General features: G+C 67.1%; 26 protein-coding genes. 11 read left to right on the plus strand and 15 right to left on the minus strand.

Annotated elements, in window-relative coordinates; genetic code table 11:
* Positions 1-7: 7 nt before the first annotated feature.
* Positions 8-1,330 (minus strand): type II toxin-antitoxin system HipA family toxin, encoded by a 1,323-nt coding sequence (locus CAP37_RS20570; protein WP_086126646.1) that lies wholly within the window; start codon positions 1,328-1,330, stop codon positions 8-10.
* Between the two features lie 4 nt (positions 1,331-1,334).
* Positions 1,335-1,652, minus strand: coding sequence for a helix-turn-helix transcriptional regulator (locus tag CAP37_RS20575; RefSeq protein ID WP_086126649.1), 318 nt, complete (start codon positions 1,650-1,652; stop codon positions 1,335-1,337).
* 143 nt (positions 1,653-1,795) lie between these two features.
* Between CAP37_RS20575 and CAP37_RS20580 the strand changes: the two genes are divergently transcribed.
* The 5 genes from CAP37_RS20580 (at position 1,796) to CAP37_RS20600 (ending at position 5,561) form a co-directional block, all read left to right on the plus strand.
* A complete protein-coding gene (locus CAP37_RS20580) occupies positions 1,796-2,023 on the plus strand; it encodes a hypothetical protein (protein WP_143435995.1) in 228 nt (75 codons plus the stop codon).
* Between the two features lie 78 nt (positions 2,024-2,101).
* Positions 2,102-3,220, plus strand: coding sequence for a glycolate oxidase subunit GlcE (gene glcE, locus CAP37_RS20585; RefSeq protein ID WP_086126655.1), 1,119 nt, complete (start codon positions 2,102-2,104; stop codon positions 3,218-3,220).
* 13 nt (positions 3,221-3,233) lie between these two features.
* On the plus strand, positions 3,234-4,475 hold the full coding sequence (gene glcF / locus CAP37_RS20590; RefSeq protein WP_086126658.1) for a glycolate oxidase subunit GlcF: 1,242 nt from the start codon (positions 3,234-3,236) through the stop codon (positions 4,473-4,475).
* The gene (locus tag CAP37_RS20595; RefSeq protein ID WP_086126661.1) at positions 4,472-4,831 is read left to right on the plus strand and encodes a CidA/LrgA family protein; all 360 of its coding nucleotides are present in this window, start codon (positions 4,472-4,474) and stop codon (positions 4,829-4,831) included. The genes glcF and CAP37_RS20595 overlap by 4 nt, the downstream gene beginning before the upstream one ends.
* Entirely contained in the window at positions 4,821-5,561 is a 741-nt protein-coding gene (locus CAP37_RS20600) for an LrgB family protein (RefSeq protein WP_086126663.1), read from the plus strand. Before CAP37_RS20595 ends, CAP37_RS20600 begins: the two co-directional genes overlap by 11 nt.
* A gap of 16 nt (positions 5,562-5,577) precedes the next feature.
* Here the strand turns inward: CAP37_RS20600 and CAP37_RS20605 are convergent, their stop codons facing one another.
* On the minus strand, positions 5,578-6,456 hold the full coding sequence (locus CAP37_RS20605; RefSeq protein WP_086126665.1) for a LytTR family DNA-binding domain-containing protein: 879 nt from the start codon (positions 6,454-6,456) through the stop codon (positions 5,578-5,580).
* Positions 6,457-6,596: 140 nt separating this feature from the next.
* On the opposite strand from CAP37_RS20605, the gene CAP37_RS20610 reads away from it, so the two are divergent.
* Positions 6,597-7,790 carry an acyltransferase family protein gene (locus CAP37_RS20610; RefSeq protein WP_086126668.1) on the plus strand — a complete coding sequence of 398 codons (1,194 nt, stop codon included), beginning with the start codon at positions 6,597-6,599 and terminating at the stop codon, positions 7,788-7,790.
* Here CAP37_RS20610 and CAP37_RS20615 read toward each other — a convergent pair.
* Positions 7,720-8,205 carry a glutathione peroxidase gene (locus CAP37_RS20615; RefSeq protein ID WP_086126671.1) on the minus strand — a complete coding sequence of 162 codons (486 nt, stop codon included), beginning with the start codon at positions 8,203-8,205 and terminating at the stop codon, positions 7,720-7,722. The genes CAP37_RS20610 and CAP37_RS20615 overlap by 71 nt on opposite strands.
* A gap of 166 nt (positions 8,206-8,371) precedes the next feature.
* Here CAP37_RS20615 and CAP37_RS20620 point away from each other — a divergent pair, with 166 nt between their 5' ends.
* Positions 8,372-9,415 carry a response regulator gene (locus CAP37_RS20620; protein WP_086126674.1) on the plus strand — a complete coding sequence of 348 codons (1,044 nt, stop codon included), beginning with the start codon at positions 8,372-8,374 and terminating at the stop codon, positions 9,413-9,415.
* A 6-nt stretch (positions 9,416-9,421) separates the two neighbouring features.
* Here CAP37_RS20620 and lplT read toward each other — a convergent pair whose 3' ends face one another.
* Positions 9,422-10,705 carry a lysophospholipid transporter LplT gene (lplT, locus tag CAP37_RS20625; RefSeq protein WP_086126677.1) on the minus strand — a complete coding sequence of 428 codons (1,284 nt, stop codon included), beginning with the start codon at positions 10,703-10,705 and terminating at the stop codon, positions 9,422-9,424.
* 189 nt (positions 10,706-10,894) lie between these two features.
* Between lplT and alr the strand changes: the two genes are divergently transcribed.
* Positions 10,895-12,010, plus strand: a complete 1,116-nt coding sequence (gene alr / locus CAP37_RS20630) for an alanine racemase (RefSeq protein ID WP_086126680.1) — start codon at positions 10,895-10,897, stop codon at positions 12,008-12,010.
* Between the two features lie 13 nt (positions 12,011-12,023).
* Here the strand turns inward: alr and CAP37_RS20635 are convergent, their stop codons facing one another.
* The 5 genes from CAP37_RS20635 to CAP37_RS20655 form a co-directional block, all read right to left on the minus strand.
* Positions 12,024-13,565 carry a glycosyltransferase family 39 protein gene (locus CAP37_RS20635; protein ID WP_086126683.1) on the minus strand — a complete coding sequence of 514 codons (1,542 nt, stop codon included), beginning with the start codon at positions 13,563-13,565 and terminating at the stop codon, positions 12,024-12,026.
* Positions 13,566-13,569: 4 nt separating this feature from the next.
* Positions 13,570-13,929: an SMR family transporter gene (locus CAP37_RS20640; RefSeq protein WP_086126686.1), complete on the minus strand. Its 360-nt coding sequence runs from the start codon at positions 13,927-13,929 to the stop codon at positions 13,570-13,572.
* Positions 13,930-13,955: 26 nt separating this feature from the next.
* Positions 13,956-15,431 (minus strand): UbiA family prenyltransferase, encoded by a 1,476-nt coding sequence (locus CAP37_RS20645; protein WP_086126689.1) that lies wholly within the window; start codon positions 15,429-15,431, stop codon positions 13,956-13,958.
* Positions 15,432-15,498: 67 nt separating this feature from the next.
* Positions 15,499-15,897 carry a hypothetical protein gene (locus CAP37_RS20650; protein ID WP_086126692.1) on the minus strand — a complete coding sequence of 133 codons (399 nt, stop codon included), beginning with the start codon at positions 15,895-15,897 and terminating at the stop codon, positions 15,499-15,501.
* Positions 15,894-16,298 (minus strand): TerB family tellurite resistance protein, encoded by a 405-nt coding sequence (locus CAP37_RS20655; RefSeq protein ID WP_086126695.1) that lies wholly within the window; start codon positions 16,296-16,298, stop codon positions 15,894-15,896. The genes CAP37_RS20650 and CAP37_RS20655 overlap by 4 nt, the downstream gene beginning before the upstream one ends.
* A gap of 122 nt (positions 16,299-16,420) precedes the next feature.
* Here CAP37_RS20655 and CAP37_RS20660 point away from each other — a divergent pair, with 122 nt between their 5' ends.
* Positions 16,421-17,308, plus strand: coding sequence for a LysR family transcriptional regulator (locus CAP37_RS20660; RefSeq protein ID WP_086126698.1), 888 nt, complete (start codon positions 16,421-16,423; stop codon positions 17,306-17,308).
* Here the strand turns inward: CAP37_RS20660 and CAP37_RS20665 are convergent.
* The 4 genes from CAP37_RS20665 to CAP37_RS20680 are packed head-to-tail and all read right to left on the minus strand — an operon-like array spanning position 17,289 to position 21,420.
* Positions 17,289-17,918, minus strand: a complete 630-nt coding sequence (locus tag CAP37_RS20665; RefSeq protein WP_179190308.1) for a Pr6Pr family membrane protein — start codon at positions 17,916-17,918, stop codon at positions 17,289-17,291. The two genes, CAP37_RS20660 and CAP37_RS20665, sit on opposite strands and share 20 nt — an antisense overlap.
* Positions 17,919-17,930: 12 nt before the next feature.
* Positions 17,931-19,130 (minus strand): AI-2E family transporter, encoded by a 1,200-nt coding sequence (locus CAP37_RS20670; protein ID WP_256927072.1) that lies wholly within the window; start codon positions 19,128-19,130, stop codon positions 17,931-17,933.
* Positions 19,131-19,185: 55 nt separating this feature from the next.
* Positions 19,186-20,250, minus strand: coding sequence for a hypothetical protein (locus CAP37_RS20675; RefSeq protein ID WP_086126704.1), 1,065 nt, complete (start codon positions 20,248-20,250; stop codon positions 19,186-19,188).
* A 36-nt stretch (positions 20,251-20,286) separates the two neighbouring features.
* The gene (locus CAP37_RS20680) at positions 20,287-21,420 is read right to left on the minus strand and encodes a PAS domain-containing protein (RefSeq protein ID WP_086126706.1); all 1,134 of its coding nucleotides are present in this window, start codon (positions 21,418-21,420) and stop codon (positions 20,287-20,289) included.
* Between the two features lie 169 nt (positions 21,421-21,589).
* Between CAP37_RS20680 and CAP37_RS20685 the strand changes: the two genes are divergently transcribed.
* Positions 21,590-22,009, plus strand: coding sequence for a hypothetical protein (locus CAP37_RS20685; protein ID WP_086126709.1), 420 nt, complete (start codon positions 21,590-21,592; stop codon positions 22,007-22,009).
* A 4-nt stretch (positions 22,010-22,013) separates the two neighbouring features.
* Here CAP37_RS20685 and CAP37_RS20690 read toward each other — a convergent pair whose 3' ends face one another.
* On the minus strand, positions 22,014-22,964 hold the full coding sequence (locus CAP37_RS20690) for a LysR family transcriptional regulator (protein WP_086126711.1): 951 nt from the start codon (positions 22,962-22,964) through the stop codon (positions 22,014-22,016).
* 113 nt (positions 22,965-23,077) lie between these two features.
* Here CAP37_RS20690 and CAP37_RS20695 point away from each other — a divergent pair, with 113 nt between their 5' ends.
* Entirely contained in the window at positions 23,078-24,595 is a 1,518-nt protein-coding gene (locus tag CAP37_RS20695; protein WP_086126714.1) for a CoA-acylating methylmalonate-semialdehyde dehydrogenase, read from the plus strand.
* Positions 24,596-24,598: the final 3 nt, after the last annotated feature.

Below are 24,598 nucleotides of genomic sequence, written 5' to 3' on the forward strand. Positions count from 1 at the left end.
GCCGTGCTCAGCCCACGAAAACCCGAGCGCGATCCTGCATGTGGCCGCTGATGAGCGCAATCTCATCAGGATCAATTGCAGCCTCCCGTGCGAAGGCGCCCCACCGGGCGATCGCCGAGCGCACGGTGTCAATCACATCCGGGAGTTCGGCCAGCAGGTCGAAACGCTCTGCCACCGCGCGCACATCGGCGCGGGTGATGCCGTCGAATTTGCCGTTGATCGACATCTGGTGCTGTTGCACCCATTCGCTGCCCGGCCTGTACGCGTGCGTGATGTCGTAGGCGGGCGCCAGTTCCCAACGGCCGTGCTGCCGCATCAGAAACGAAAAGTTCTTCGTGTGATCGTCGTTGTTGACCGCCAGCACATTGAAGACCATGCGACGCAGAACCTGCACCATCGCAGCTTGATCGACCTTCAAGGACTGCGCCGCGTTGAAGAGCTGGTTGTAGCTGTGCGTTCCCACCTGCTTGTAGTTCAGATGTGAAATCGCGCAGAGCGTCTGCATGTGATGCCGCACATTGCCGGTGCGGTCGAAGCGTTGCGTCATGAAGTGCGCTCGCCCGTTCTCGCGCAGCAGGCGGCACGGCGACATCTCGATGGCGGCGGCCAACACCATCTGGTGGTAGGCGTACTCGATCCGGCCGTAGCTCCCGGAAGGGCCAAGCTGGTTGTCCGGTCCCATGCCGTCGAACTTGAGCAGCCACGCCTCGAATCCCTCGGGAATGTCGAACTGGCCCGTGCGCACTTCCTCGGTCTGCGGGTTCCAGGCGATCGTGGCCTTGGCGCGAGCCCCGCCAGCCGATGTACCGACCTGAATGATTTGTTTGAGTGCAGCCTGCGCATGGTCCTCGCTGTCGAATTCGCCATGGACCGCCATGCGTGCCGCTTCTACGAGCTTGCCCATTTCGATGGCGGAGGGTTTGGTGGGTGTCGGCCCGCGCATAGGGCCAAAGGTCAGCACCCCCATGCCGCGCTTACCCATGTAGGCCAGTCGGTCCAGCGGGGTGACGGCTTCCCTGCGCACGCCATGATCAGCCATCCAGGCGTCGATGAGAGCATTGCCAAAATCGTCTGGCAGTGCGTCGGCCAGCATGGCGGGCAGCCGCTTGAAAGTCGCCTCGGGCAAATCGGTGAACATGAATGGCTCACTCGATTGCGCCAGCGGCATCGAGAGGGGAGCGAGTTCTACGCCACCGCGAATCCAGGCGGGGTCGTACTGGAAGGCGTAGAAGTTTTTCGTGGGCTCCAATGCCACAGCGCCTACGCGCTTGCCCCATGCGCGTACCTCCACGGCATGCACGGTTTTGTAGGGTGTGTTCCGCGTGGCCATTTGGTCAATCCTTGTTGGGCTCGGGCTTGCGACGCTTGTAGGCCCGCTGACGCGGCTGCCGCTGGTTGATCATGTCCAGCGGGTTGATGGTCACAGGAGGTTGCAGCGTGGTGAGCCAGTCTTCTCGCCGCAAGGCTTTCAACACAGAGACAAAAGAGGCGAGGGTCGATCCTGCCCCCGCTTCGAGCCGACGCACCGCGTTGATGGACATGTCCGTTTTCCGGGCCAGTTCCTCAAGCGTCAGATTGGCGCGCAGTCGCTGCGCGCGCAGCTGCTCACCCAATGCGGCGAGCAATTCTTCTGTGGTTTGGCCATTGCTCATAAAACCCTGTTTTCGGATATTTGAACGAGATATTCTCTATTTATATTCGATTTTGAATAAAAATGACATACCTGTGCCGGTAGCCAATCCCAGGCTTGCGTAAGATTCGCACCCGCATGCTTCACGACATTCAGGAGGAAACCATGTCCCTTGCCCAGCCGCGCCTCGTCGCCATCGCACTCTTCGCCAGCCTGACCATGGGTGGCCTCGCCGCCCAGACCACCGGCAGCGACGGCAAGCGAAAAGCGCCCTCGAAGGTGACCTTTCACAAGGCGCCGTCTGAAGAGAGCCCGCAGGTAAGGGCGCAGCGGCTCAAACGCGAATGCAAAGGCCGGCCCAACGCCGGCATGTGCGCCGGGTACACCCGCTGAGGCTGTCTCGCTGCAATTGCACGGCTCTGTGCAGAAAATTCAAGGCTCGCCACGGGGCCTGCGACTACCATCGCAGCCATGCCTGAAAGCCCCCACGAGTACCCCAGCCAGCTGATCGAACAGGTGCGCGCCGCCGCTGCAGCGCGCACACCGCTGCGCATTGCAGGTGGCCACACCAAGGCCTTTTACGGCGAGCCCGTGCGGGGCGAAGCTTTGAGCACCTCCGGCTGGACGGGCATCGTGAGCCACGAGCCGAGTGAGCTGGTGGTGACGGTGCGCGCGGGCACACCGCTGGCCGAGCTGGAGGCGGTGCTGGCCGAACAGGGCCAGTGCCTGCCATTCGAGCCACCGCATTTCGGGCCCGGCGGCACCGTGGGCGGCATGGTGGCGGCCGGTCTGGCCGGGCCAGCGCGAGCCAGCGTGGGCACGGTGCGCGACTACGTGCTGGGCGCGCGCTTCATCAACGGGCGCGGCGAGTTGCTCACCTTTGGCGGCCAGGTGATGAAGAACGTGGCGGGCTACGACGTGAGCCGTGTGCTGGCCGGATCTCTGGGCCAGCTCGGTGTGATCACCGAAGTGAGCCTGAAGGTGCTGCCATTTGCGCCGGCCGAGGCCACGCTGGTGTTCGAACTGGGGCAGCACGAAGCGCTGGAGCAACTGCACCGCTGGGGCGGGCAGCCTTTGCCGATCGACGCGAGTTGCTGGGTGAAGGACGACACACAACCCAGCGCGCCCGATCTGCTTTTCCTGCGCCTGCGCGGTGCCGTGGCGGCGGTGGACGCGGCGTGTAAACGCATGCTGCGCGAAGCCGGCGGAACGCGCATGGACAACGCGCAGGCCGGGCCCGACTGGGCGCTGTGTCGCGACCAGCGCCTGCCGTTCTTCATTGCGCCATCGCCGGATCTGTGCCTTTGGCGTTTGTCGGTGCCGCAGACCGCGCCGGCGATTCCATTGCCGTGGGCGCAGCTCATCGAATGGCAAGGTGCGCAGCGCTGGCTGTGGGCGCCCGCGAGTGCGGCGGCTGAAATCCGCGCCGCCACCGCAGCGGTGAACGGCCATGCCACGCTCTTCCGCACTGGCGCCGACGGCGCACCAGGTGTGCCGCGCTTCGACGCGTTGACCCCCACCATCGCCGCCATCACCGAGCGCCTGCGCGCCGAGTTCGATCCCGCCCGCATCTTTGCCCAGCCCGTTTGAGAGCGCACCCGCCATGCAAACCCAGCTCTCCCCCGAATACCAGCAGCGTGCCGATGGCCGGGCGGCCGAGGCGATTTTGCGCAAGTGCGTGCACTGCGGCTTCTGCACCGCCACCTGCCCCACCTACCAGTTGCTCGGCGATGAACTTGACGGCCCGCGCGGGCGCATCTACCTCATCAAACAGGTGCTCGAAGGCACCGAGCCCACGCGCAAGACGCAGCTGCACCTGGACCGCTGCCTCACTTGCCGCAACTGCGAAACCACCTGCCCCAGCGGCGTGGACTACGGCCACCTGGTCGACATCGGCCGCAAGATCGTCGATGAAAAAGTGGCGCGGCCGGCCGGTGAAAACGCGGTGCGCTGGTTGCTGAAAGAAGGTCTGCCCTCACCGCTGTTCGGCCCGGCGATGAAGCTGGGTCAACTGGTTCGCCCGCTGCTGCCTTCCGGCTTGAAGAACAAGGTGCCGGCTCCTCAAGCCACAGGTCGACTGCCCACGACCACGCATGCGCGCAAGGTCCTGCTGCTGGCCGGCTGCGTGCAGCCCGCGATGATGCCCAACATCCACGCCGCCACCGCGCGCGTGCTCGATGCCGCTGGCATCCAGAGCGTGGTGGCACCGCAGGCCGGCTGCTGCGGCGCGGTGAAGTTCCACCTGAACGACCAGGACGGCGGCAAGGCGCAGATGCGCGCCAACATCGACGCGTGGTGGCCCTATATAGACAGTGGTGTCGAGGCCATCGTGATGAACGCCTCCGGCTGCGGCGTGACGGTGAAGGAATACGGCCACATCCTGGCCGACGACCCGGCGTACGCCGAACGCGCTGCCCGCGTGAGCGCCCTCACACGCGACCTGAGCGAACTGCTGCCGTCTCTGGTGCCGGCGCTGCGCCCGAAGCTCAAGCACACGCCCGATGCCTCACGCGTCATCGCCTTCCACCCGCCTTGCACGCTGCAACACGGCCAGCAACTCAAGGGCGGCGTGGAGCAACACCTGGCCGCGCTCGGTTTCACCGTGCAGGTGGCGAAGAACGAAGCCCACCTGTGCTGTGGGTCGGCCGGCACGTATTCGGTGCTCCAGCCCGACATTGCCTACACCCTGCGCGACCGCAAGCTCGGCCACCTCGACGAACTGAAACCCGCCGTGATCGCCAGCGCCAACATCGGCTGCATCACGCACCTGCAGAGCGGCACGGCCACACCCGTGCGGCACTGGGTGGAGGTGCTGGACGACGCGCTGGGCGGCCACCCGGCATGATCCCCGCGCTCGCCACCCTGCTCGCGTGCCAGTTGCTGGGCGAGGTGGTGGTGCGGTGGGCCGCCCTGCCCGTGCCCGGGCCCGTGGTGGGCCTGGCCCTGCTGCTGGCCGGGCTGGCGCTGCGGCCGAAATGGGTGGATGCCATCAAGCCCACCTCGCAGGGTCTGCTGCAACACCTTTCGCTGCTGTTTGTGCCGGCTGGCGTGGGTGTGATGCAGCACCTGCAACGCCTGGGCAGCGAAGCGCTGGCCATCGGTGTGGCGCTGGTCGTGAGCACCTTCGTGGGCCTGGCCGTCTCGGCCTGGGTGATGATCTGGCTCATGCACCGACAGGGGAGGCGCAACGATGGCCCCTGAATCACCGCAGCGCCTCATCGACATCTGGGTCTACCTCTCGGCCACACCGCTGCTGGGCCTCACGCTCACGCTCGTGGTGTACCAGGCCGCGTTCACGCTGTACCGGCGCTGCGGTTTTCATCCACTGGCCAACCCGGTGCCGCTGGCCGTACTGGTGCTGGCGACCTTGCTCTGGGCCACCAGCACGCCCTACGCCATCTACTTTGAAGGCGCACAGTTCGTGCACTTCCTGCTCGGTCCCGCCACGGTGGCGCTGGCCGTGCCGCTGTTCGAACAGATGCACCGCCTGCGCCGGCTCGCGCTGCCACTGCTTGGCGCGCTGGTGGCCGGCGTCCTGGCCACCACCACCACCGCCATCGTGCTGGCCTGGGCCCTCGGCGCCTCCACCGCCACCATCGCCTCGCTCGCACCCAAGTCCGTCACCATGCCCGTGGCCATGGGCATCGCAGAAAAAATCGGCGGCCTGCCCTCGCTCACCGCCGTGCTCGTCATGGGCACCGGCGTGCTCGGCGCCGTCGGCGCACGCTACCTGTTCGACGCCCTGCGCATCCGCGACCCGGCGGTGCGCGGCTTCGCCCTCGGCACCATCGCCCACGGCATCGGCACCGCACGGGCGTTTCAGGAGAGCGAGGAGACGGGCGCCTTCGCCGGGCTGGCGATGGGGCTGAGCGCGCTGTTCAGTGCGCTGGTGCTGCCTTCGGTGGCGGGGTTGTTGTTGCGGTGGGTGTAGCGAGGAAGCGGCGAGCTCACAAGCGCTGTCCCATCACATCCCTGTACCGCCGACTGCACGGCACGATCGCTCCATCGCGCAGGTGCAGCCGCGCATCCCCGCTGTCCAGCGGTTCGATCTCGGCGACGTGATCCAGGTTTACCGCGTGGCTGCGGTGCACGCGCACGAAACGCTCGGGGTCGAGCTGTTGCAGGAATTCGGTGAGGGTGGCGCGCAGCAGGTAGTCGTGGCCGTTCACGTGGAGCCCCACGTAGTTGCCCTGAGCCTGCACCCACGCTATGTCTGAAGCCGCCACCAGAAATTCGCGTCGGAGTTTGCGCACGAGGAAGCGGGTGGGGCGGGCCTCTGGCTGCGGTTCGGCTTCGGCGCCGGGCGGGGGCTCGGGGGCGTCCAGCACACGGGCCTCGCCGGTGAGCCGCAGCATGAGGAAGCGGTAGCTCAGGATCGCGGCCAGGATCATGGTGTAGCTGCGCACGTCTTTCAGGTATTCGTAGGCGAGCTGCACCGACCACGGACCGAAGTCGTAGCGCTCGCCCATCAGCGCATAGCCGGCCCGGCGCAGCCACCACATGCCGCCCACGTGCAGCGCGCAAAACGCGAAGCTGGCCAGCAGGTGCAGCGGCAGCGCCCTGCGCAGCGTGTCCCAACGAACCGGAAAGCGCCGCTCGAACCACACGATGGCCGGGATCAGCGCGCCGATGACGAGCGCGCTGGTGGTTTCCCAAAGCACCGGTTCCCAAAGTTGAGGCTGCCTGGCCGCCACGCGGTCCAAGTCCATCCAGGTCACCACGCTGTTGAAGGCGGCCTGCATGGCAAGCACCACCACCCAGAACCCGACCTCGACCGGGCGCCGAACCGCGAGGTAGCGAGTGAACCAGTTGGATGCAGGGGCCATGGCCGCGAGTCTAGAACCTGTGCCCCGGCCCGCGTGTCCGCCATTCGTCACAGCCGGCCCGCGAACCGTCCCAAAACGTCTCCTGCTGCCACCGTTGGCCCCAAAAATCGGCGCATTCGAGCTTGCTGGAGAGCCCATTCATGAACCGCCGACACGACATCGACGCGCTGCGCGCCCTGGCATTTGCCATGGTGATCCTGTACCACGTGGGCATGTACTACGTGGCCGACTGGCACTGGCACATCAAGAGCCCGCACGCGGCCGAGTGGCTGCAGTGGCCCATGCGCGCCCTGAACCTCTGGCGCATGGACCTGGTGTTTCTGATCTCGGGCATCGCTTTCGGTTTTTTGCGGCGCGGCCTCTCGCCGGTGCGACTGATCGGTGCGCGCAGTGTGCGCCTGCTCCTGCCGCTGGCCTTCGGCATGGCGGTGGTGGTGCCCTACCAGCCCTATGTGCAGATGCTGGCGCAGGGATTGATCGAGCCGGGGTTTGGTGCGTTCCTGGCGCGCTACTACACGGGCGGGCCGTGGCCGAAGGGCGCCTTCGATGGGTCGGACTTCGGCGTCACCTGGAACCACCTCTGGTACCTGCCGTACCTGTGGCTCTACACGGTGGTGCTCGCACTGCTCACGCCGGTGCTGGAATCGGCGCCGGGCCAGCGGCTGCGGCTGGCGTTCACGCGGCTTCGGGGTGCCGCCTTGCTGGTGCTGCCGGTGCTGCCGCTGGCCCTTTATTCGCTCACGCTGTGGCCACGCTTCCCACCCACCCACGACCTGATCCACGACGCCTGGCTGCACGCGGTGTACTTCACGCTGTTCCTCTACGGCCACTGGCTCGGGGTGGACGCTGGCTTGTGGGCGGCGCTGCGCCGCCTGCGCTGGATCGCGCTGGTCCTGGCGGTGGGTGTGTTTGCCCTGCATGTGGGGTTGCGCATCACACTGGCCGGCACCGACCCCGCGTGGCGCCAGGTGGCGCGGCTGGTGGCCGATGCCTATCTGTGGACCAGCCTGGTGGCGGTGCTGGGCTGGGCCCACCACACGCTCAACCGGCCCTGGCCGTGGCTGGCCTGGGCCAACGAATCGGTTTACCCCTGGTATGTGCTGCACCAGACCCTGATCATTTTTCTGGCGGTGCAGCTGGCGCCCCTCGCACTCGGGCCCTGGGTGGAGCCGGTGGTGCTGCTGCTGGGCACAGCGCTGGGCTGCTGGCTCATCACCGCCGGGCTGGTGCGCCGGGTGGCCTGGCTGCGCCCCCTCTTCGGTCTCAGGCCGCGAGCGCAGCTTCCACATCCGCACCCAGCTTCTCCGGCGCGTCCTGCGGGGCGTAGCGTTTGATCACCCTGCCGTCCTTGCCCACCAGGAATTTCGTGAAGTTCCATTTGATGGCCTTGCTGCCCAGCAGGCCCGGTGCCTCGGCGGTGAGCCACTGGTAGAGCGGGTGGGCAGCGTCGCCATTCACGTCGACCTTGCTCATCATGGGAAAGCTCACGCCGTAGTTGAGCTGGCAGAAACTTGAAATCTCATCGTTGCTGCCCGGGTCCTGGCTGCCAAACTGGTTGCACGGAAACCCCAGCACCACCAGGCCCCGGCTGCCATAGGTCTGGTGCAGCTTTTCCAGCCCACCGAACTGGGGTGTGAAGCCGCAGGCGCTGGCGGTGTTCACGATCAGCAGGGGTTTGCCGCGGAACTGCGCAAGCGACACGGTCTTGCCGTCGATGGACTGGGCTTCGAAGTCGTAGATGCTGCTCATGGCGGGCTCCTTGGGGTGGCGGGGGCGGTGCTGGATTGTGGCGCGGGCGCTGAATTGACGACGAAAGTGTCACAGTCCCCGCGCTCGGGTATGGCGCAAGGCTGGCAATTCCCGGTTCTTCGCGGGCATACTGCCTCGAAACATTTAAAAACAAACGAGGCAGGTGATGGTGGCATACACAGTCGCGCTGGTGGGCTTCTCACAGGCGGAGTCGTCCACGTTCGAGTCCTTCCTGCGCCTCGCGGCCCGCCGGCCTCCCGGCTACCGCGTGCAGGACGAGGTGATGGACGCGCAGATTCTGGTGGTCAACGCCGACAACGCACAGGCATTGCACCTGGTGCGTTACGCCGACCTGCCCGGCAAGGTGCTGCTGGTCGGCAACACCGATGGCGGCACCGGCTGGCCCTTGCAGCGCAAGCCTGTGCGGCTGGTGAGTGTGCTGACCGCGCTCGATGGCATCGTCGGTGTAACCAGTGCGGCGGCACCGGCAAAAAAGCGCTCGGGCAACTCGGGTTTTCAGGCCGCCGAGCCTTACCAGGCTTCTCAGCTCCAAGGGCTGGACGCCAGCATGCGCCGGGCGAGCAGCCGCCGGGGTGCCGACACCGAATTTCCCCCCACCCGCCCCATGCTGCGCGAGGCGCGCCCCGCGCCGGCCGCCGGGCGCACCGGCGTCATGCGCATGACCGATTTCGGCGGACTTGACGACCTGCCTTCGCCACCCGCTCCCGCCGCGCGGTCCACCCGCTCACCCCGTTCACGCCTGAGCCCCGACAAGGGCGCCGCCGCCCCCATGGCCGAGTTGCCACGCGGTGACATGCTGCTGGTGGCCGAGAGCCTGGTGGAAGGCCGCATCCTGCTCAAGCGATTCAAGAAATACAACCTGTCGGTGGACTGGTCACGCGAGGCGCCGCAAGCGCTGGTGATGCTCAAGGCGCATCACTACCGCCTGGTGGTGATCGACCGGTTGAAAGGCGAGCCCGACGCCTACCAGATCTGCCGTTCGGCCAAGCAGGCGAAAGGCCCCAAGGGCGCGCCGGTGGTGATCATGTTTGCGCCGACCGCCGGCAGCATGGACCGCATGAAAGCCGGCCTGGCCGGCAGCGACGCCTACATGTCGCGCTCGATCTCGGAAGCCGAGCTGTACAAGGTGCTGGCGCAGCACCGCTTGGTCAGCCTGGATGGATTCGCCCCAACCAACGTGGGCTTCTGAACGGCTTCAGCCGTGCAGGTCGTCCCTGCGCGCGATTTCCAGCAGGCGTTCGAGCTCGTGCGGATGGTGCTTCTGGTTGTAGCGGTGCCACAGCGCAATCAGGGCCATGAAACCGGCCACCAGCACGCCGAACGCGGTGATGGCGGCAAACGCCGACCAGCCCATGCCGGTGGAGAAACTGTAGAGCGCGCCCAGGCAGAGGATGCAGGCCTGCTCGTTGAAGTTCTGCACCGCAATCGATCGGCCCGCGCCCATCAGGTTGTGGCCGCGGTGCTGCAGCAGCGCGTTCATCGGCACCACCAGGAAACCGCCCAGGCCGCCCAGCAGCACCAGGAACGGTGCGGCCACCCACACGTTGTCGATGAAGTTCATCAGAATCACCAGCGCCCCCATGCCGATGCCCAGCGGCATCACGCGCGTGGCCTGGTCCAGCCGCATGCGCATCGAGGCCACCACCGCGCCCACCGCCGTGCCCAGCGCCACCACACCCACCAGCGATGAAGCCTGTGTGGTGGTGTAGCCCAGCGCGGCACCCGCCCACGCCAGCACGATGTAGCGCAGGTTGCCCGAAACGCCCCAGAACAAGGTGGTGGTGGCGAGCGAGATCTGGCCCAGGCGATCGCGCCACAGGCGGTTGTTGCAGCGCCAGAAATCCGGCAGCAGCGCGAGCGGGTTGTCGGGCATGGGGCGCGGCGTCACGCCCGTGAGCGGAATGCGGGTGTTGAACCAGGCGGCCAGCGCATACACCAGCATCAGCATGGCCACGGCGGCTTCGGCCGGGCGGTTGATGCCGGTGGTGACGCCAGGCAGGTCGATGGACAGCAGCCAGCCCGAGAGCAGCGGGCCCACGAGCTGCCCGCCGAGCAGCACGCCCAGAATGATGGAAGCGATGGTGAGCCCCTCGATCCAGCCGTTGGCCTTGACCAGCTGAGACGGTGGCAACAGCTCGGTGAGGATGCCGTACTTGGCCGGCGAATACGCCGCCGCGCCCAGTCCGACCATGGTGTAGGCCAGCAGCGGGTGAATGCCGACCAGCATCATCAGGCAGCCCACCAGCTTGATGGCGTTGCTGATGAACATGACCTGGCCTTTGGGCTTGGCGTCGGCGAACGCCCCCACAAAGGGCGCCAGCACCACATAGAACAGCGCAAACAAGGGCACCAGGGCGGCGCTCTGCCACTCAGGGGCACCGCGCGTGCGAAGCAATTCGATGGCCGCCACGAACAGCGCGTTGTCCGCCAGCGAACTGAAGAACTGCGCCGTCATGATGGTGTAGAAGCCGCGCTTCATGGCGATGATTTTGTGCGCCAGGGCGCCCTCGCACAGGCTGGCTGAGCGGGCTGCGCCGGCGGTTTTGTGCGACAGTTGACGGGTGTCTCCAAGGGATGCGGGGTTATAGCACGCTGCCCTGAAAACACCGGCCTTCCCGAGTGACACGGCCGCCTATCTCCCGCTCTGCACCGCGACATTCCGCACGCCATGCCCCGTCCCATTCTTGCCACCGTTCACCCCGAGGCCCTGCGCCACAACCTGCAACGCGCCCGACAGCTCGCCCCCGATGCCCGGGTCTGGGCTGTGGTGAAGGCCAATGCTTACGGCCACGGCATCGAACGCTGTTTCGACGCCTTGCGCAGCGCCGACGGCTTTGCCCTCCTTGATCTCATGGAAGCCGAACGCGTGCGCGCACTCGGCTGGCGCGGCCCCATCCTGTTGCTCGAAGGCGTGTTCGAACCGCGCGACCTCGAACTCTGCTCGCGGCTGAACCTGTGGCACACGGTGCACTGCACCGAACAGATCGACTGGCTCGCCGCCCACAAGACCCAGGCGCCGCACCGCGTGTTCCTCAAGCTCAACAGCGGCATGAACCGCCTGGGCTTCACGCCCGACGCGTTCCGCAGCGCGTGGGCGCGGCTCAATGTGCTGCACCAGGTGGAGGAAATTTCCTTCATGACCCACTTCAGCGACGCCGATGGTCCGCGCGGCATCGCCCACCAGCTCGCGATTTTTGAAACCGTCACCGCCGACCTGCCCGGGGAGCGCACCTTGAGCAACAGCGCTGCCATCCTGCGCCACGCCAGTGCGCGCGTGGGCGCGGTGGCGCTGGCTGCGGACTGGGTGCGCGAAGGCATTGCGCTTTACGGCAGCGCGCCCGACTTCCCCCAGCACAGCGCGGCCGAATGGGACCTGCAACCCGCCATGACGCTCTCCAGCCGGATCATCGGCACGCAGACGCTGCAAGCCGGCGACACCGTGGGCTACGGATCGGCCTTCACGGCTGAAGGACCCTTGCGCATTGGCGTGGTGGCTTGCGGCTACGCCGATGGGTATCCCCGCCACGCCACACTGGGCACGCCGGTGCTGGTGGGGGGCGTGAGAACCCGCCTGATCGGCCGCGTGAGCATGGACATGCTCACCGTCGATCTAACGCCTCTGGATGCCGCAGGCGTGGCGTGTGGGGTCGGCACGGAGGTCGTGCTCTGGGGCCGCGCTGCCTCGGGCGAATTGCTGCCGGTTGACGAAGTGGCCGCGTCTGCCGGCACCATCGGCTACGAGCTGATGTGCGCGGTGGCCGCGCGCGTGCCGTTTTCTGCCTGAACCTGGCAGCCGGTCAGCGCCGCCCCGGCGAACACGCCGCGAAGCCATAGCGCTCGCAGAACGGGTTGCCCAGCAGCGGCAGCCACGTCGGAATGTCGTGGAACTCGCGGGCCACTTCCGCCAGCACTGTGTCGCGGTAGGGCTGGAACCTGAATCTCGCACCGTCCACGGCGAAAAACGCCACGCCATCGATCTCGAAGCGGCGCTTGCTCACGCGCTCGAAGTAGGGGGCGAACGCCGCGAGGTCGGGGTCGTCGTAGGCAAAGATGCGCAGCGGCTTGCCTTCGTAGGTTCGGAAGTCGACGATCTGGTCGTCCTGCCGCGCGTGGTGGCGGCCCACGCCAAACACGGGGACGTAAGCGCCGTGGTGGTAGGCCAGCATGCCGGCCGGGTTGTAGGTGCGCGCCATCAGGGTGGCGCCTGGCGGCAGGTCGCGCCGAAGTTCGGCCACCACCTGTGCCGTCTTGCGCAGGAACACCGCACGATCGTGGATCTTGAAGGGTTGCCACCAGGTCAGTGGCGCCCAGGCAATGGCGGCCACCACCAGCAGGTGCGGCACCGAGAGCGCCACCGTCCAGCCCATGGCGTTTCGCAAGGGCCGCGCGTCCATGCGCAGGCCCACCCACAGCACGAACAGCGGCACGAAGCCCAGCACCCAGTGCAGGCCGATGCTGCGGCGCGTGCTCAGCAGCAGGAACACCAGCAGCGGAAAAAGCCACAGCACGGCCAGCGTGCGCGCGGTGACCGGTGAAACCCCGCTGGCAACCCGCGTGGCCGCGCCGCGCCACAGCAACCAGGGCGTGAGCAGGTAGAGCGCCATGCCGACATACACGCCGAAGGACGCCAGCGACCAGTGCGAGCCCTCGTTGCGGTTGAACACGTTGAACATCACATTGGTCCAGCCGTGCGTGGCGTTGAAGGCCACGTTCAGCGCGATGGCGGGCAGGGCGAAGGCGAAGATGAGAAACGGCACCCACCAGCGCTCGCGCCGCCAGCCGAAGCAATGGGCTGCGTAGGCAAAGCCCAGCAGAGCTGCGAAGTACTTGGAAAGAAAGGCCAGGCCGAGGAACAAACCCGCCAGCACATACCAGCCCGAGCCACGCTCGCTGGCATCGGCGCGCAGGTAGGCCCAGGCGGAAAGCGCCATGAAGAACACCAGCGGCGTGTCGGTGGTCACCAGCACGAACAGCCACGACCACGGCATCACGAGGTACACCGCGCCTGCGAGCCAGGCGCTGGCCTCGCGCTCCTCGGGCAGGAAACGGCGCAGCAGGTCCACGATGCCCAGCGCAATCGCGCTGGTGACCAGCAGCGTGAAGCCGCGCAGCGCCAGCGGGTGTTCGCTGATCTGGCGCAACACCGCCAGCAGCCAGCCCACCATGGGCGGGTGATCGGAATATCCCCAGGCCGGGAACACGCCCCACTGGTAGAAAAAGGTCTCGTCGCCGGTCATGGGGAACCCGGCCGCCAGCACGATCTTGAGCAGCAACGTGACGGCGAAGGTGCCCCAGAAGACCTGGCGCGAGGCGTGGGCGGAGAACTCGGAGGCGTGCATGGCCTCAGGCGTCCAGCGCGAGCAGCGAAACCCCGACCACGATGAGGGTGCACCCCGCCACGCGCAGCCACGAGAACGGCTCGCCCAGCCAGAGCACGCCCAGCGCCAGCGTGAGCACAAAGCCCAGGCTCACCAGCGGGTAGGCCACGCTCACGTGCAGGCGCGAGAGCACCCAGAGCCACAGCACGGCACTGAGTCCGTACAGCACCAGACCCAGCCAGACCATCGGGCTGGTGAGTGCGTGCAAGTAGGTGGCGCCCACGTCGGCGCCCGCCGGCGCGCCCATGCCGCGCTTCATGGCGATCTGGGCCGCCGAAGAGAGCAGCACGCAGAACAAGGCCAATGCCAGGGCGATGGACTTCATGTGGAGGATCTCTCGGTGGGACGGGTTCAGAAGCCGATCGTGGCCGTCAGGCCGATGCCACCCATGGCCATCAGCGTGACCCAGCTGAAGGGGTCGCGCAGAGCGAATTGCAGCGGGTCTTCTCCGCGCAGTTCACGCCGCCCGGTCTTGAGCCAGATGCGCATGATCCACAGCAGCAGAACGGGCGCTGCGGCCCACAGCCACTCGGGCTGGCGGTAAAGCGCCAGGCTGTTCTGGCTGTCGATGTAGAGCGTGAGCACCATCACCGCCAGGAACCCGCTGGCCATGCCCATGGCGCGCAGCGAAGACAGGTCGCGCGGCTGGTAGCCCCGGCCAGGCGCGAGCGTGGTATTGCCGTCGTCCAGTTCTTCCAGCTCGGCGCAGCGCTTGACGAGCGCGAGGCTCAGGAACAGGAAGATCGAGATTGCGAGCAGCCAGTTGGAGAGGTCGACCCCGGCGGCCACTGCGCCCGCGCCGATGCGCAGCGTGTACAGGCCTGAAAGCACCAGCACGTCGATGAGGGCCAGCCGCTTGAGCACCATGGAATAGGCCAGCGTGGTCGCGGTGTAAGCCAGCAGCAGTGCGGCGAATGCGGTGGAGACGGCGAACGCCAGCACGAATGCCAGCACCATCATCACGACGCCCAGCAGGACGGCCGTGGGAATGGCGATGGCGGCCGAAGCCAGAGGGCGGTGGCGCTTGATGCGGTGCACCCGGTCGTTGGGCAGGTCCAGCAGGTCGTTGAACAGGTAGGTGGCCGAGGCGCACAGGCCAAAGGCGACGAAGGCCAGCGCCACCATGGCCCAACGGTGAGGGTCCAGCGAGTGTGCGGCCAGCAAGGGCACAAACAGCAGCGCGTTTTTGGACCACTGCTTGAGGCGGATGGCGCGCAACACCGTGAGCAGGCTCAGGGGCACGCGGTCGAACACGCGAGCCTGGGCGTGAATCTTTTGCAGGCGTTCGATCACCGAAGGCGGCGCATTTACCGCCACCGCCTGCGAACTGCCTTCCCACACCGCCAGATCGTCGCGACTGTTGCCCGCATAGGCCCATCGGTCGTGGCCGCTGGCGCGCGCGTGCGCCTCGATCGCCGCGCGCTTGTGACGCCGGCTCAGGTTGAGGCCATCGCCCCGCGCATTGGTGCCCAGCGCGTCCTGAAACAGCTTGAGGTGCGCCGCCACCTCGCGCACGATGCGCACGTCTGCCGCACTGGCCAGCACCAGCGGGCGGCCGCGCGCGCGCTCCTCGCGCAGGAACTGCACGAAGCGCTCGTTGTACGGCAGGCGCGCCGGGTCGGGGCGCACCGCACCGGCCAGGCGCTGCTTGAACCCGGCCTTGCCCAGCAGCAGCCAGGCCAGCATGCGCAGCAGGTTGAACGGGTTGCGCCGGATGAACAGCATCACCGACTCGTACAGCGTGTCGCTGGGCGTGAGGGTGCCGTCCAGGTCCACATACAGTGGACAGGTTTCGGAAGCGGGGACGTTGGCGGCGAAAGGCGTCAAGCGGTGGGTCCGTGAAAGGGTGGACCGATTTTAGGGGTCGGTCCCCGATTCAGCAGCCGGGCACCGCTCAGCTGGGTGCGTTGCGCAGCGCGGGCGGTGTTTTGACCCGACCTGCGAGCCAGTGCAAGGCGACCGCTGGCACCAGCAGACACAGCATGCCCAGCCCCCACCCGGTCCACATCAGCGGCGCGACCCAGTCGATCAGGCTGGTGGTGGAGGGCAGCACCTGGACAAGCCACTGCACCAGATCGAGCCAGGCCGCCTGCAGCGACTGCACCCAGGCCGGGTCGACCCACAACGCCGCCCACGCAGGCACGGGCCATTGCCCAGCCGCCGCAGCCACCTCGCCGGCCTGGCCCGTGGCACCCAGCCCGAGCAGCCACCGGGTGACCGAGACCGAGAGAGCCACCAGGCCGGTCCAGCCGGCGGCCAGAAAGGCGAACACGGCCCAGACCAGTGCCTTCATGACAGCGCTCCCGCCGGCTGCAGGCGCCAGGCGCGCGTGAGGGCGTCGAGCAGGGCCGCTTCGCCATCGGCCTCGTGGCCGTCGGCCTGCACCACGGCGTGGCACAGGTCCACGATGCGGGCGCGCAGCGCGGGGTCGCGCACTTCGTTCAGCAGTTGCTGGCGGCTGCCTTCATCCATGCGGGCCGAGCCAGTCCACTCGCCATGGGCCGCTGCAAGCAGGTCGGTGCAGAAAGTTTCGATCACTTCCTTGAACGCCTCGGGCGACAGCCCGAGCTGCCGTGAGGCGTTCAGCCTGTCGAGTGCGCGCAATTCGGTGAACGAGTAGTTGCCGTCGGCTACCAGGGCCATGGCCAGCAGGCGGGCGGCGGCCTGGGGGCTGTCGTTCGGGTAGGAGCGCATGGTCGTGTCCTTTCAGAGAGAGGTTGTTGGCGTGCCCGTTGGGGCGAAGCCGCGAGTCTAAGGGTGCAACTGGATCGGAAAAAGCAGAAAATCAAGGAACAACTATCACTAAAAACCGAACCATGATTCAGGAACTCAACTACAAGCACCTGTACTACTTCTGGGTCGCTGCCAAGGAAGGCGGCATGTCGCATGCGGCGGCGCGGCTCGGCATGGCGGTGCAGACCGTCAGCGCCCAGGTGCGGCTGCTGGAACAGTCGCTGGGGCATGCCTTGTTCAAGCCCGCCGGGCGGGGCCTGGTGCTCACCGAGGCGGGGCGCATCGCGCTGGAGCGGGCGGAGCAGATCTTCCAGCTCGGCGAGCAACTGCACGCCGCGTTGGGCGAGGCCGCGAGCCAGACGCGCGTGCGCCTGGTGGTGGGCATCTCCGACGGCCTGCCCAAGCTGGCCGTGCGCGATCTGCTCGCGCCCGCGCTGGCCGAGCCGAACCTTCGCCTGCACTGCCACGAAGACGACTTCGAGGACCTGCTGGCCGACCTCGCATTGCACCGGCTCGACGTGGTGCTGTCCGACCGGCCAGCGCCCGCCAATCCCAACCTTCGGCTGTACAGCCACGCGCTGGGCTCGTCGCCTTTGGGCTGGTACGCACCACGGGATTTGCTGGCACAGGCGCGCCGCGACTTTCCGCAAAGCCTGTCGCAGGTGCCGGTGCTGCTGCCCACAGCACATTCGTCTGTGCGCCTGCGCATCGACCAGTGGTTCGAGCGCCATGGTGTGGTGCCGCGCGTGGTGGGCGAGTTCGAGGACAGCGCTTTGCTCGCGACCTTCGGCGCTTCGGGCATGGGCGTGTTTCCCGCCGCTGAGCGCATGCGCGATGCCCTCGCGCGGGGCTATGGGCTGAAGTGGTTCGCTCCCTGCGAGGGTGTGCAGGAGCACTTTTATGCGATTGGCACCGCCCGTAAGGTGCAGCACCCGCTGGTGCAGCGCTTGCTCAGTGCACCGCCCGCCTGAGACGCCAGCGCGCCACGGCGACGAACGCCAGGCCCATGACCAGAAACACCACCAGCAGGCCGATGGCGTTCAGCAGTGTTTGCCGATAGCCCAGCACGGTCACGTCGATGAAGGGATAGGGGTAGCTTTGCAGCCAGTGTCCGCGCACCAGCGCGTAAACCAGGTAGACCATGGGCCAGGCCGCCCACGTCAGCGGCGCATGCCATGCGTGGCGCACGGGCGGCACCGCCAGCCACCAGTGCAGCAGGCACAGCAGCGGTGTGATGTAGTGCAGCGTCACGTCGGCCAGCCATTGCAGGCCTTGCGGGTTCCACACATGACGCAGCAGCAGGTGGTAGGCCAGCCCCACCAGCGCGATGCTCACCGCCACTCCGGTGGCCACACCGGGTGACCGGAACCAGCGCGTCGGCAGCGAAAGGCTCACGGCCACCAGAAGGTTGGTGAGCACGGTGAAGTAGCCGAGGTAGATGACCAGCGCGCCGGGCACAGTGCCCCCCTGTGACAGCACCAGGCGGATCGTCAAGGCCAGTTGCAGCACCACCCCGAACCAGGCCACCACGGCCACCAGTCGGGTAAACGTGGGATGGCGCCAGCGCGTCTCGGCGTTCAAGCTGTTGCCCGATCAGGGTCTGACTTCGTCGCTGGGGGCGTCGGTCGACGGTGCTGCCGCCGTGGCTTCGGCGTGTGCAGCGGCGGCGGAAGCGGCTGCTGCCCGCGCCCGCGTGGTGGTCTGGATGCCCCAGATGGCCACGAACATCGCGGCGATCACCGGGCCGACCACGAAGCCGTTGATGCCCATCACCGCAATGCCGCCGATGGTGCTGATCAGCACCAGGTAGTCAGGCATGCCGGTGTCCTTGCCCACCAGCAGCGGGCGAAGCAGGTTGTCGACCAGTCCGATCACCATCACGCCATAGGCCACCAGCGCCGCGGCCCAGACGGTCTCGCCGGAAGCGAACAGCCAGATCGCCACCGGGCCCCAGACCAGCCCCGCACCCACAGCGGGAAGCAGTGAGAGGATCGCCATGAGCACCGCCCAGAGCAGCGCGGCGTTGATGCCGATCACCCAGAACGCAATGCCGCCGAGTGCACCCTGCACCAGCGCCACCACCAGGTTGCCCTTGACGGTGGCTCGCAGCACGGTGCCGAACTGTTGCAGCAGTTCCTGCTTGTCTTCGGGTGGCAAGGGGATGGCGGTGCGGATGGCGCGCACGATCGACGTGCCGTCGCGCACCAGGAAGAAAGCCAGGTACAGCGCGACGAACAGGCTGACGACGATGCCCAGCACGTCCTGGCCGAAGTTCACGGTCTGCGAGGCGATGATCTGACTGCCCTGGGTGAGCGCCTCGGTGAGCTTGCGCACCAGCAGGTCGAAATTGCCCAGCCCGAAGCGGGCCAGCAGGTCATTGATCCACTCGGGCAGCGCGTTGAAGATGCCCCGCAAGGTGTCGGCCGGCCGAAGCTCACCCGATTCGATGCGCTCATAGAGCTGGGCCGCTTCACGCGCCAGCGAGGCACCCACCAGCACCGCCGGCAGCACCACCACCACCAGGGCGGCGAGCATCGTGGTGAGCGCCGCCAGGTTGCGGCGCTGCTTCATGCGCGGCAACAGCCAGCGGTTGAGCGGCGCAAACAGCAGCGCGATGATCACGCCCCAGAGCACGGTGCCGTAGAACGGCAGCAGGATCCAGACGAACGCGGCCGACACGCCCACCAGCAGCACCCGCAACATCAGGGAACCCGAAATCGCCGCCATCGGTGGTGGCGCAACGGACGTCACGCTGGTCGTTGGTTTTGGGGGGTCCTGGATGGGGTCGGTCATGGGGTCCGTGGGAAGTGGAAGTCGCGCCAAGTATGCGGCAGGCGGCGGCCTCCAGTCAGGGGCCATCGCGCAGGAATCTTTCGATCGATGACTTGTCGCCAGGGCGCTGGAACACGATCATCACCGCCAGCACCGGCCCCTCCTGTGCCGCCTTCACGCGCCGGTAGTCCGGCATCACGCAGCCGTTGTGGCGTTCGCCCTCCTGCTCGGAGTTCCCCATGGCGATGTAGTTGGGTTGGCCGACATCGTTGCGGTAAAGCGCGAAGTGCACCCGGGTGCGGGGCACGGGCACCGGGAGGTTGAAGCCGTCGGGGCGAAACGTGATGGTGAACTCCGTGCTGGGTGCACCGCTCACATCGGGCCTGTGCTCGGCCATCCGCCGCTGGCCATCGGCGTCGACCCAGTGCAGGCGCAAATGGGGCGTGCCTTCGCGGGCGGACCACAGCAGGTGAAGGTCTGCGCCATTCATGCAGTAGCGCGGGTGGGTGCGCCCGGTCATGTCTTCCCAGAGCTCGCCCACGCGCTCGTCTACCCGCACCAGCCGCAGGCCCGGCGGCGCCAGCAGCGCCTGGGAAAACACCGCGCCCGCCGACGGCAGCTGGAATTGCCGAACGGGTTGCACCGCATGCGCCAGCGCGATGGGTGGACCCGGGTCGCGCGGGTTGTCCTGCAGGTGGCGCGCGGCCTTTTGCAGCGGCTCCACGGCGAGGAACACGGCCCACGCCGGCACGGCGAGCACCAGCAGGCCACTGAGCGAAAGTGCCACGCACTCCCCCACGGTCAACGCGGGGTTCTGCAAGCGCCCCAGCCCCAGGTGGGTGCCGAACCAGATCAGCGGCGCCACCGTGAGAAGCAGCCCGTAGAAAACCGCCAGACCCTCCATGCCCGACACAGAGTTCGCTGGCAAGAGCACGGCCAGGGCGGCGACCGGGCCTGCCACCAGCGAAGCGACACGCACCACCAGCCAGCTGCCCCCCTTGCCCTGTGCGCGCATGAATCGATGCTCCAGCCAGAGCACAAGCCCGATCAGCGTGACCACCACAGCGGCGGCGATCGTCCAGTCCCGCTGCGTCTGTGCAGGCAGGGCGGTCAGGGCACCAATCAGTTGCAACGGGTCCATGGGCAAGCGGCAAGTGGCGACGACGGCATCGTACGCTCAGTGCGGCATGGACAGATCGCGCAACAGGCGCGAGAGCAGCTGTGACTGGCTTTGCACGCCCACCTTGATGAAGACCCGCTTGAGGTTCGTGCGCGCCGATTCGTAGGTGGTGCCGGCCGCCTGAGCCGCGTGTCGCAGGTTCAGGCCATTGAGCAGGCCCAGCACCAGCCGCACCTCCGAAGGCGTGCAACCGTAGTGCTGGCGCAGCAAACCGGGGGCAGCCGGGTCGTTCACCTCCGTGCGGGTCACGGTGAGCACGGCCAGGGCGCGGCGCGGCAGGTAGCGGCCGGCATCCACCCTGGCCGGTGTGGCCTGCAGGTTCAAGCTGATAGTCCCTTGCCGCAGCAGCACGGCGGGCCGGGTCACCGCAGCGTCTTGCATGGGTGAAATCGCTCCTGCCACCAGCGCACGCAGGTGCGGCAGCGTCTGAGCCGAGGTCGTGGACAGCCGGCCCTCACGCAGCCGCAGACCGATGCCGGCGCGCAGCAACGCCTCCATGGCGCGGTTCGCATGGACCACGCGCAGGTCCGCATCCACCAGCGCCACACCGTGGGGCAGAGCGTCCAGCGCAGACATCTCCAGGCCCGACGCCTCTGCGCGTTCGAGCCGCACCGCCATGCGCAGCGCGCGCGTCATGTGGCGACTCAGGCGCTCGAACGCGCTCACTTCGCTCCGGTCGAACGTGGGCATGTCGGGCGAGCGCAGGAGGGTGACGTTGGCCACCACGCCTTCTTCGGCGAGCAGTGTGTTGCCCAGCGTGTAGCGGAAATCCTGCGGGCGCATCCACTCGTTGTAGTACGTCGACCGGTAGAGGGCCTCGTCGCCGCGCAGGAAGGTGTGCAGGCGTTCGTTGGTGCGCACCACACCCGGGCGGTGCAGACGCTCGCTGAGTTCGATCCACGGGTTGTCCGGTGCGAAGTACAGCGCGTCGAACTCAAGCAGCCAGCGCGGCGCGATGCCCTCGAGGGCCACGGGCCGAATGCGCCCCGTGGGCTTGTCCAGAAAGTAGAAGGTCTGCCCGTTGGATGGAAACGCCTCGGCCGCCAGCCGCATGGCATCGGCCCACGCACCCGGCTCGAACACCGTGCGGTAGACGGTGTCGGTCAGCGACTCTTCCAGATCGGCTCGCATGGGCGCGGATGGATGGAATGGCGTTGGATGGCGTGCAGCGCTCCCATTTGGGAGATGCGCACGGCTCGGGACTTTTCTACGCTTGGCCCGTCCCCGCATTCTGGAGCGTCCTGGCGATACCCGCCAGCCTTTCCACCGCCTTTTCCCACTTTTGAATTCAGGAGCAGCCATGGCCTTGACCACTTTGTCCGGCACCGTCACCGGCATTCGCCACTCCACCGAAACCGTGGGGCAGATCGGGAAGAACGGCGGGTCCGTCCAGACCGGCCAGGTAATGGCCTTCCGGGTCGATGAGCGTTCCGCGCAGATCAAGCTCAAGGACATGCCCGATCTGCGCGACGGCGAACGCGTCACGCTGGCCGGCCGCACCAAAAACGGCACCTTCCGCGCACTCGCCTTGCGCAACGACCAGACGCGCGCGGTGTACGCCACGGCGGCCTGGCCCGGCTACGTCATAGGCGCCATCCTGGTCATCCTCGGCATTCCGCTGAGCCTCATGATCATCGGCCTGCCGTTCCTGGTGGTCGGCCTCTACACGCTGTACCAGGCCTACAGCTACGCGCGGGCGGAGAAGATGTTGCAGGTTTGACGCTTCAGCCCCGCACCCCGAACCCTTCCGCCCACACCACCCGCAGCCACGCCACGAACGCCGACACCGAGCGTGGCACATGGCTGGCGTAGGGCCGGATGGCGTAGATCTGCGGGCTGAAGGTGCCGACCGACTGCCAGTCCGCCAGCACCTCCACCAGCTTGCCCGATTGCAGCGCTGCCTGCGCGCTGAAATCGGGCAGCAGGGCGATGCCGAGGCCGGTGATGGCCGCATCGCGCAGGGCCTCGCTGTTGTTGGCGCAGAAGGGGCCCGATACGGGCACCGTCAAGCGCTGTCGTTGTGCCTTTCGGCGCCCTTCGGGTGGCATGAAGTGCCATGCCGGTGTGTCTTGCGCGCGCGGGTAGTGCAGGCAGTCGTGCTGCGCCAGGTCTTGCGGCGTCGCGGGCGTGCCGCGGCGCCGCAGGTAGTCGCGGCTCGCCACCAGCACCGAGCGGGTGCTGCACAGCGGCCAGGCCACGTGCGTATCGGGTGGCGAGGCGGTGTGGCGGATCGCGAGGTCGAAGCCTTCCGTGGCCAGCGAATTCAGTCGGTCCGACATGTCCAGCTCCAGCCGCACCCCGGGATGGGCCCGCAGGAATTCGGCGATCCTGGGCACCAGTTGCTGGCGCGCAAAGGCCACTGGCGCCGTGACCCGCACGAGGCCGGTGGGCTCGTCGGCCAGATCGCGAACGCTGGAAAAACTCTGCGCGATGCGCTCGAAAGGCTCACGCATACCCTCCACCAGTTGCTGGCCCGCTTCGGTCAGGCGCACGCTGCGCGTGGTGCGCTGCACCAGAGGCACGCCAGCGGCATGTTCCAGCTCGGTGATGCGCTGGCTCATGGCGGCCTTGCTCACGCCGAGCCGCTGGGCCGCTGCGGTGTAGCTGCCCTGCTGCGCCAGCACGCCGAGCCAGTGCAGGTGGGTCCAGAGGCCTTCGATTTTTTTCTCGTTCATGCCGGTATTGTTCACTAACGTGAACAATCAATTCAAGTTCATGCACTAGGCGCGCGCGGTGGCGCTGCCTAAACTGGCCGTCTTTCCCCGGTACATTCACCCGCGAGACCGCCATGGCCACTGCACCTGCTCCCATCGACCACTTCATCCAGGGCGCCATCACCGCCGGCAGCTCGGCGCGCCGCCAGGATGTCTTCAACCCCGCCAGCGGCGCCGTGTCGGGCCGCGTAGCCCTCGCCAACGCAGCAGACGTGGCCGCCGCTGTGGCCGCCGCGCAAGCCGCCTTCCCGGCCTGGGCCGACACGCCGCCCATTCGCCGTGCGCGCGTGTTGTTCAAGTTCCTCGAACTCGTGAACCTGCACAAAGATGACCTGGCCCGCATGATCACCGCCGAGCACGGCAAGGTGTTCACCGACGCACAGGGCGAGGTCTCGCGCGGCATCGACATCATCGAGTTCGCATGCGGCATTCCGCAGTTGCTCAAGGGCGACTTCACGGACCAGGTGTCCACCGGCATGGACAACTGGACGCTGCGCCAGCCGCTGGGCGTGGTGGCCGGCATCACGCCGTTCAACTTCCCCGTCATGGTGCCCATGTGGATGTTTCCGGTGGCCATTGCGGCGGGCAACAGCTTCGTGCTCAAGCCCAGCCCGATCGACCCTTCGCCCGCGCTGTTCATGGGCGAGCTGTTGAAGAAGGCCGGCCTGCCCGATGGCGTGTTCAACGTGGTGCAGGGTGACAAGGAGGCGGTGGACGCGTTGCTGGTGCACCCGGACGTCAAAGCCATCAGCTTCGTCGGCTCCACGCCGATCGCCAACTACATCTACGAGACCGGCGCGCACCACGGCAAGCGCGTGCAGGCGCTGGGCGGCGCCAAGAATCACATGGTGGTGATGCCCGATGCCGATCTGGATCAGGCGGTGGATGCGCTGATCGGCTCCGCCTACGGCTCGGCCGGCGAGCGCTGCATGGCGATCAGCGTGGCGGTGCTGGTGGGCGACGTGGCCGAACGCATCATGCCGCTGCTGGTTGAGCGCACAAAAACGCTGCAGGTGCTCAACGGCACCAACCTCGCCGCCGAGATGGGCCCCATCGTCACAGCGGCCGCGCATCAGCGCATCACCGGCTACATCGAAGCCGGCGCGAAAGAAGGCGCGAAGCTGCTGGTGGATGGCCGTGGCTTCGATGCCTCGAAGGCCGGCGCCGGTTGCGAGAACGGTTTCTGGATGGGTGGCACGCTGTTCGATCACGTGACGACCGACATGAAAATCTACCGCGAAGAGATCTTTGGCCCCGTGCTCAGCTGCGTACGCGTGCCCGACTTTGCGCAGGCCGTGCAGATCATCAACGACCACGAATTCGGCAACGGCGTTTCCTGCTTCACGCGCGACGGCAACGTGGCGCGCGAGTTTGCACGGCGCATCCAGGTCGGCATGGTCGGCATCAACGTGCCGATTCCCGTGCCCATGGCCTGGCACGGCTTTGGTGGCTGGAAGAAAAGCCTGTTTGGCGACATGCACGCCTACGGCGAAGAAGGCGTGCGCTTCTACACCAAGCAGAAGAGCATCATGCAGCGCTGGCCCGAATCGATCGGCAAAGGCGCGGAATTTGTGATGCCAACAGCAAAATGACAA

It is taken from the genome of Hydrogenophaga sp. IBVHS1 (genome assembly GCF_002127265.1).
GTDB lineage: Bacteria > Pseudomonadota > Gammaproteobacteria > Burkholderiales > Burkholderiaceae_C > Hydrogenophaga.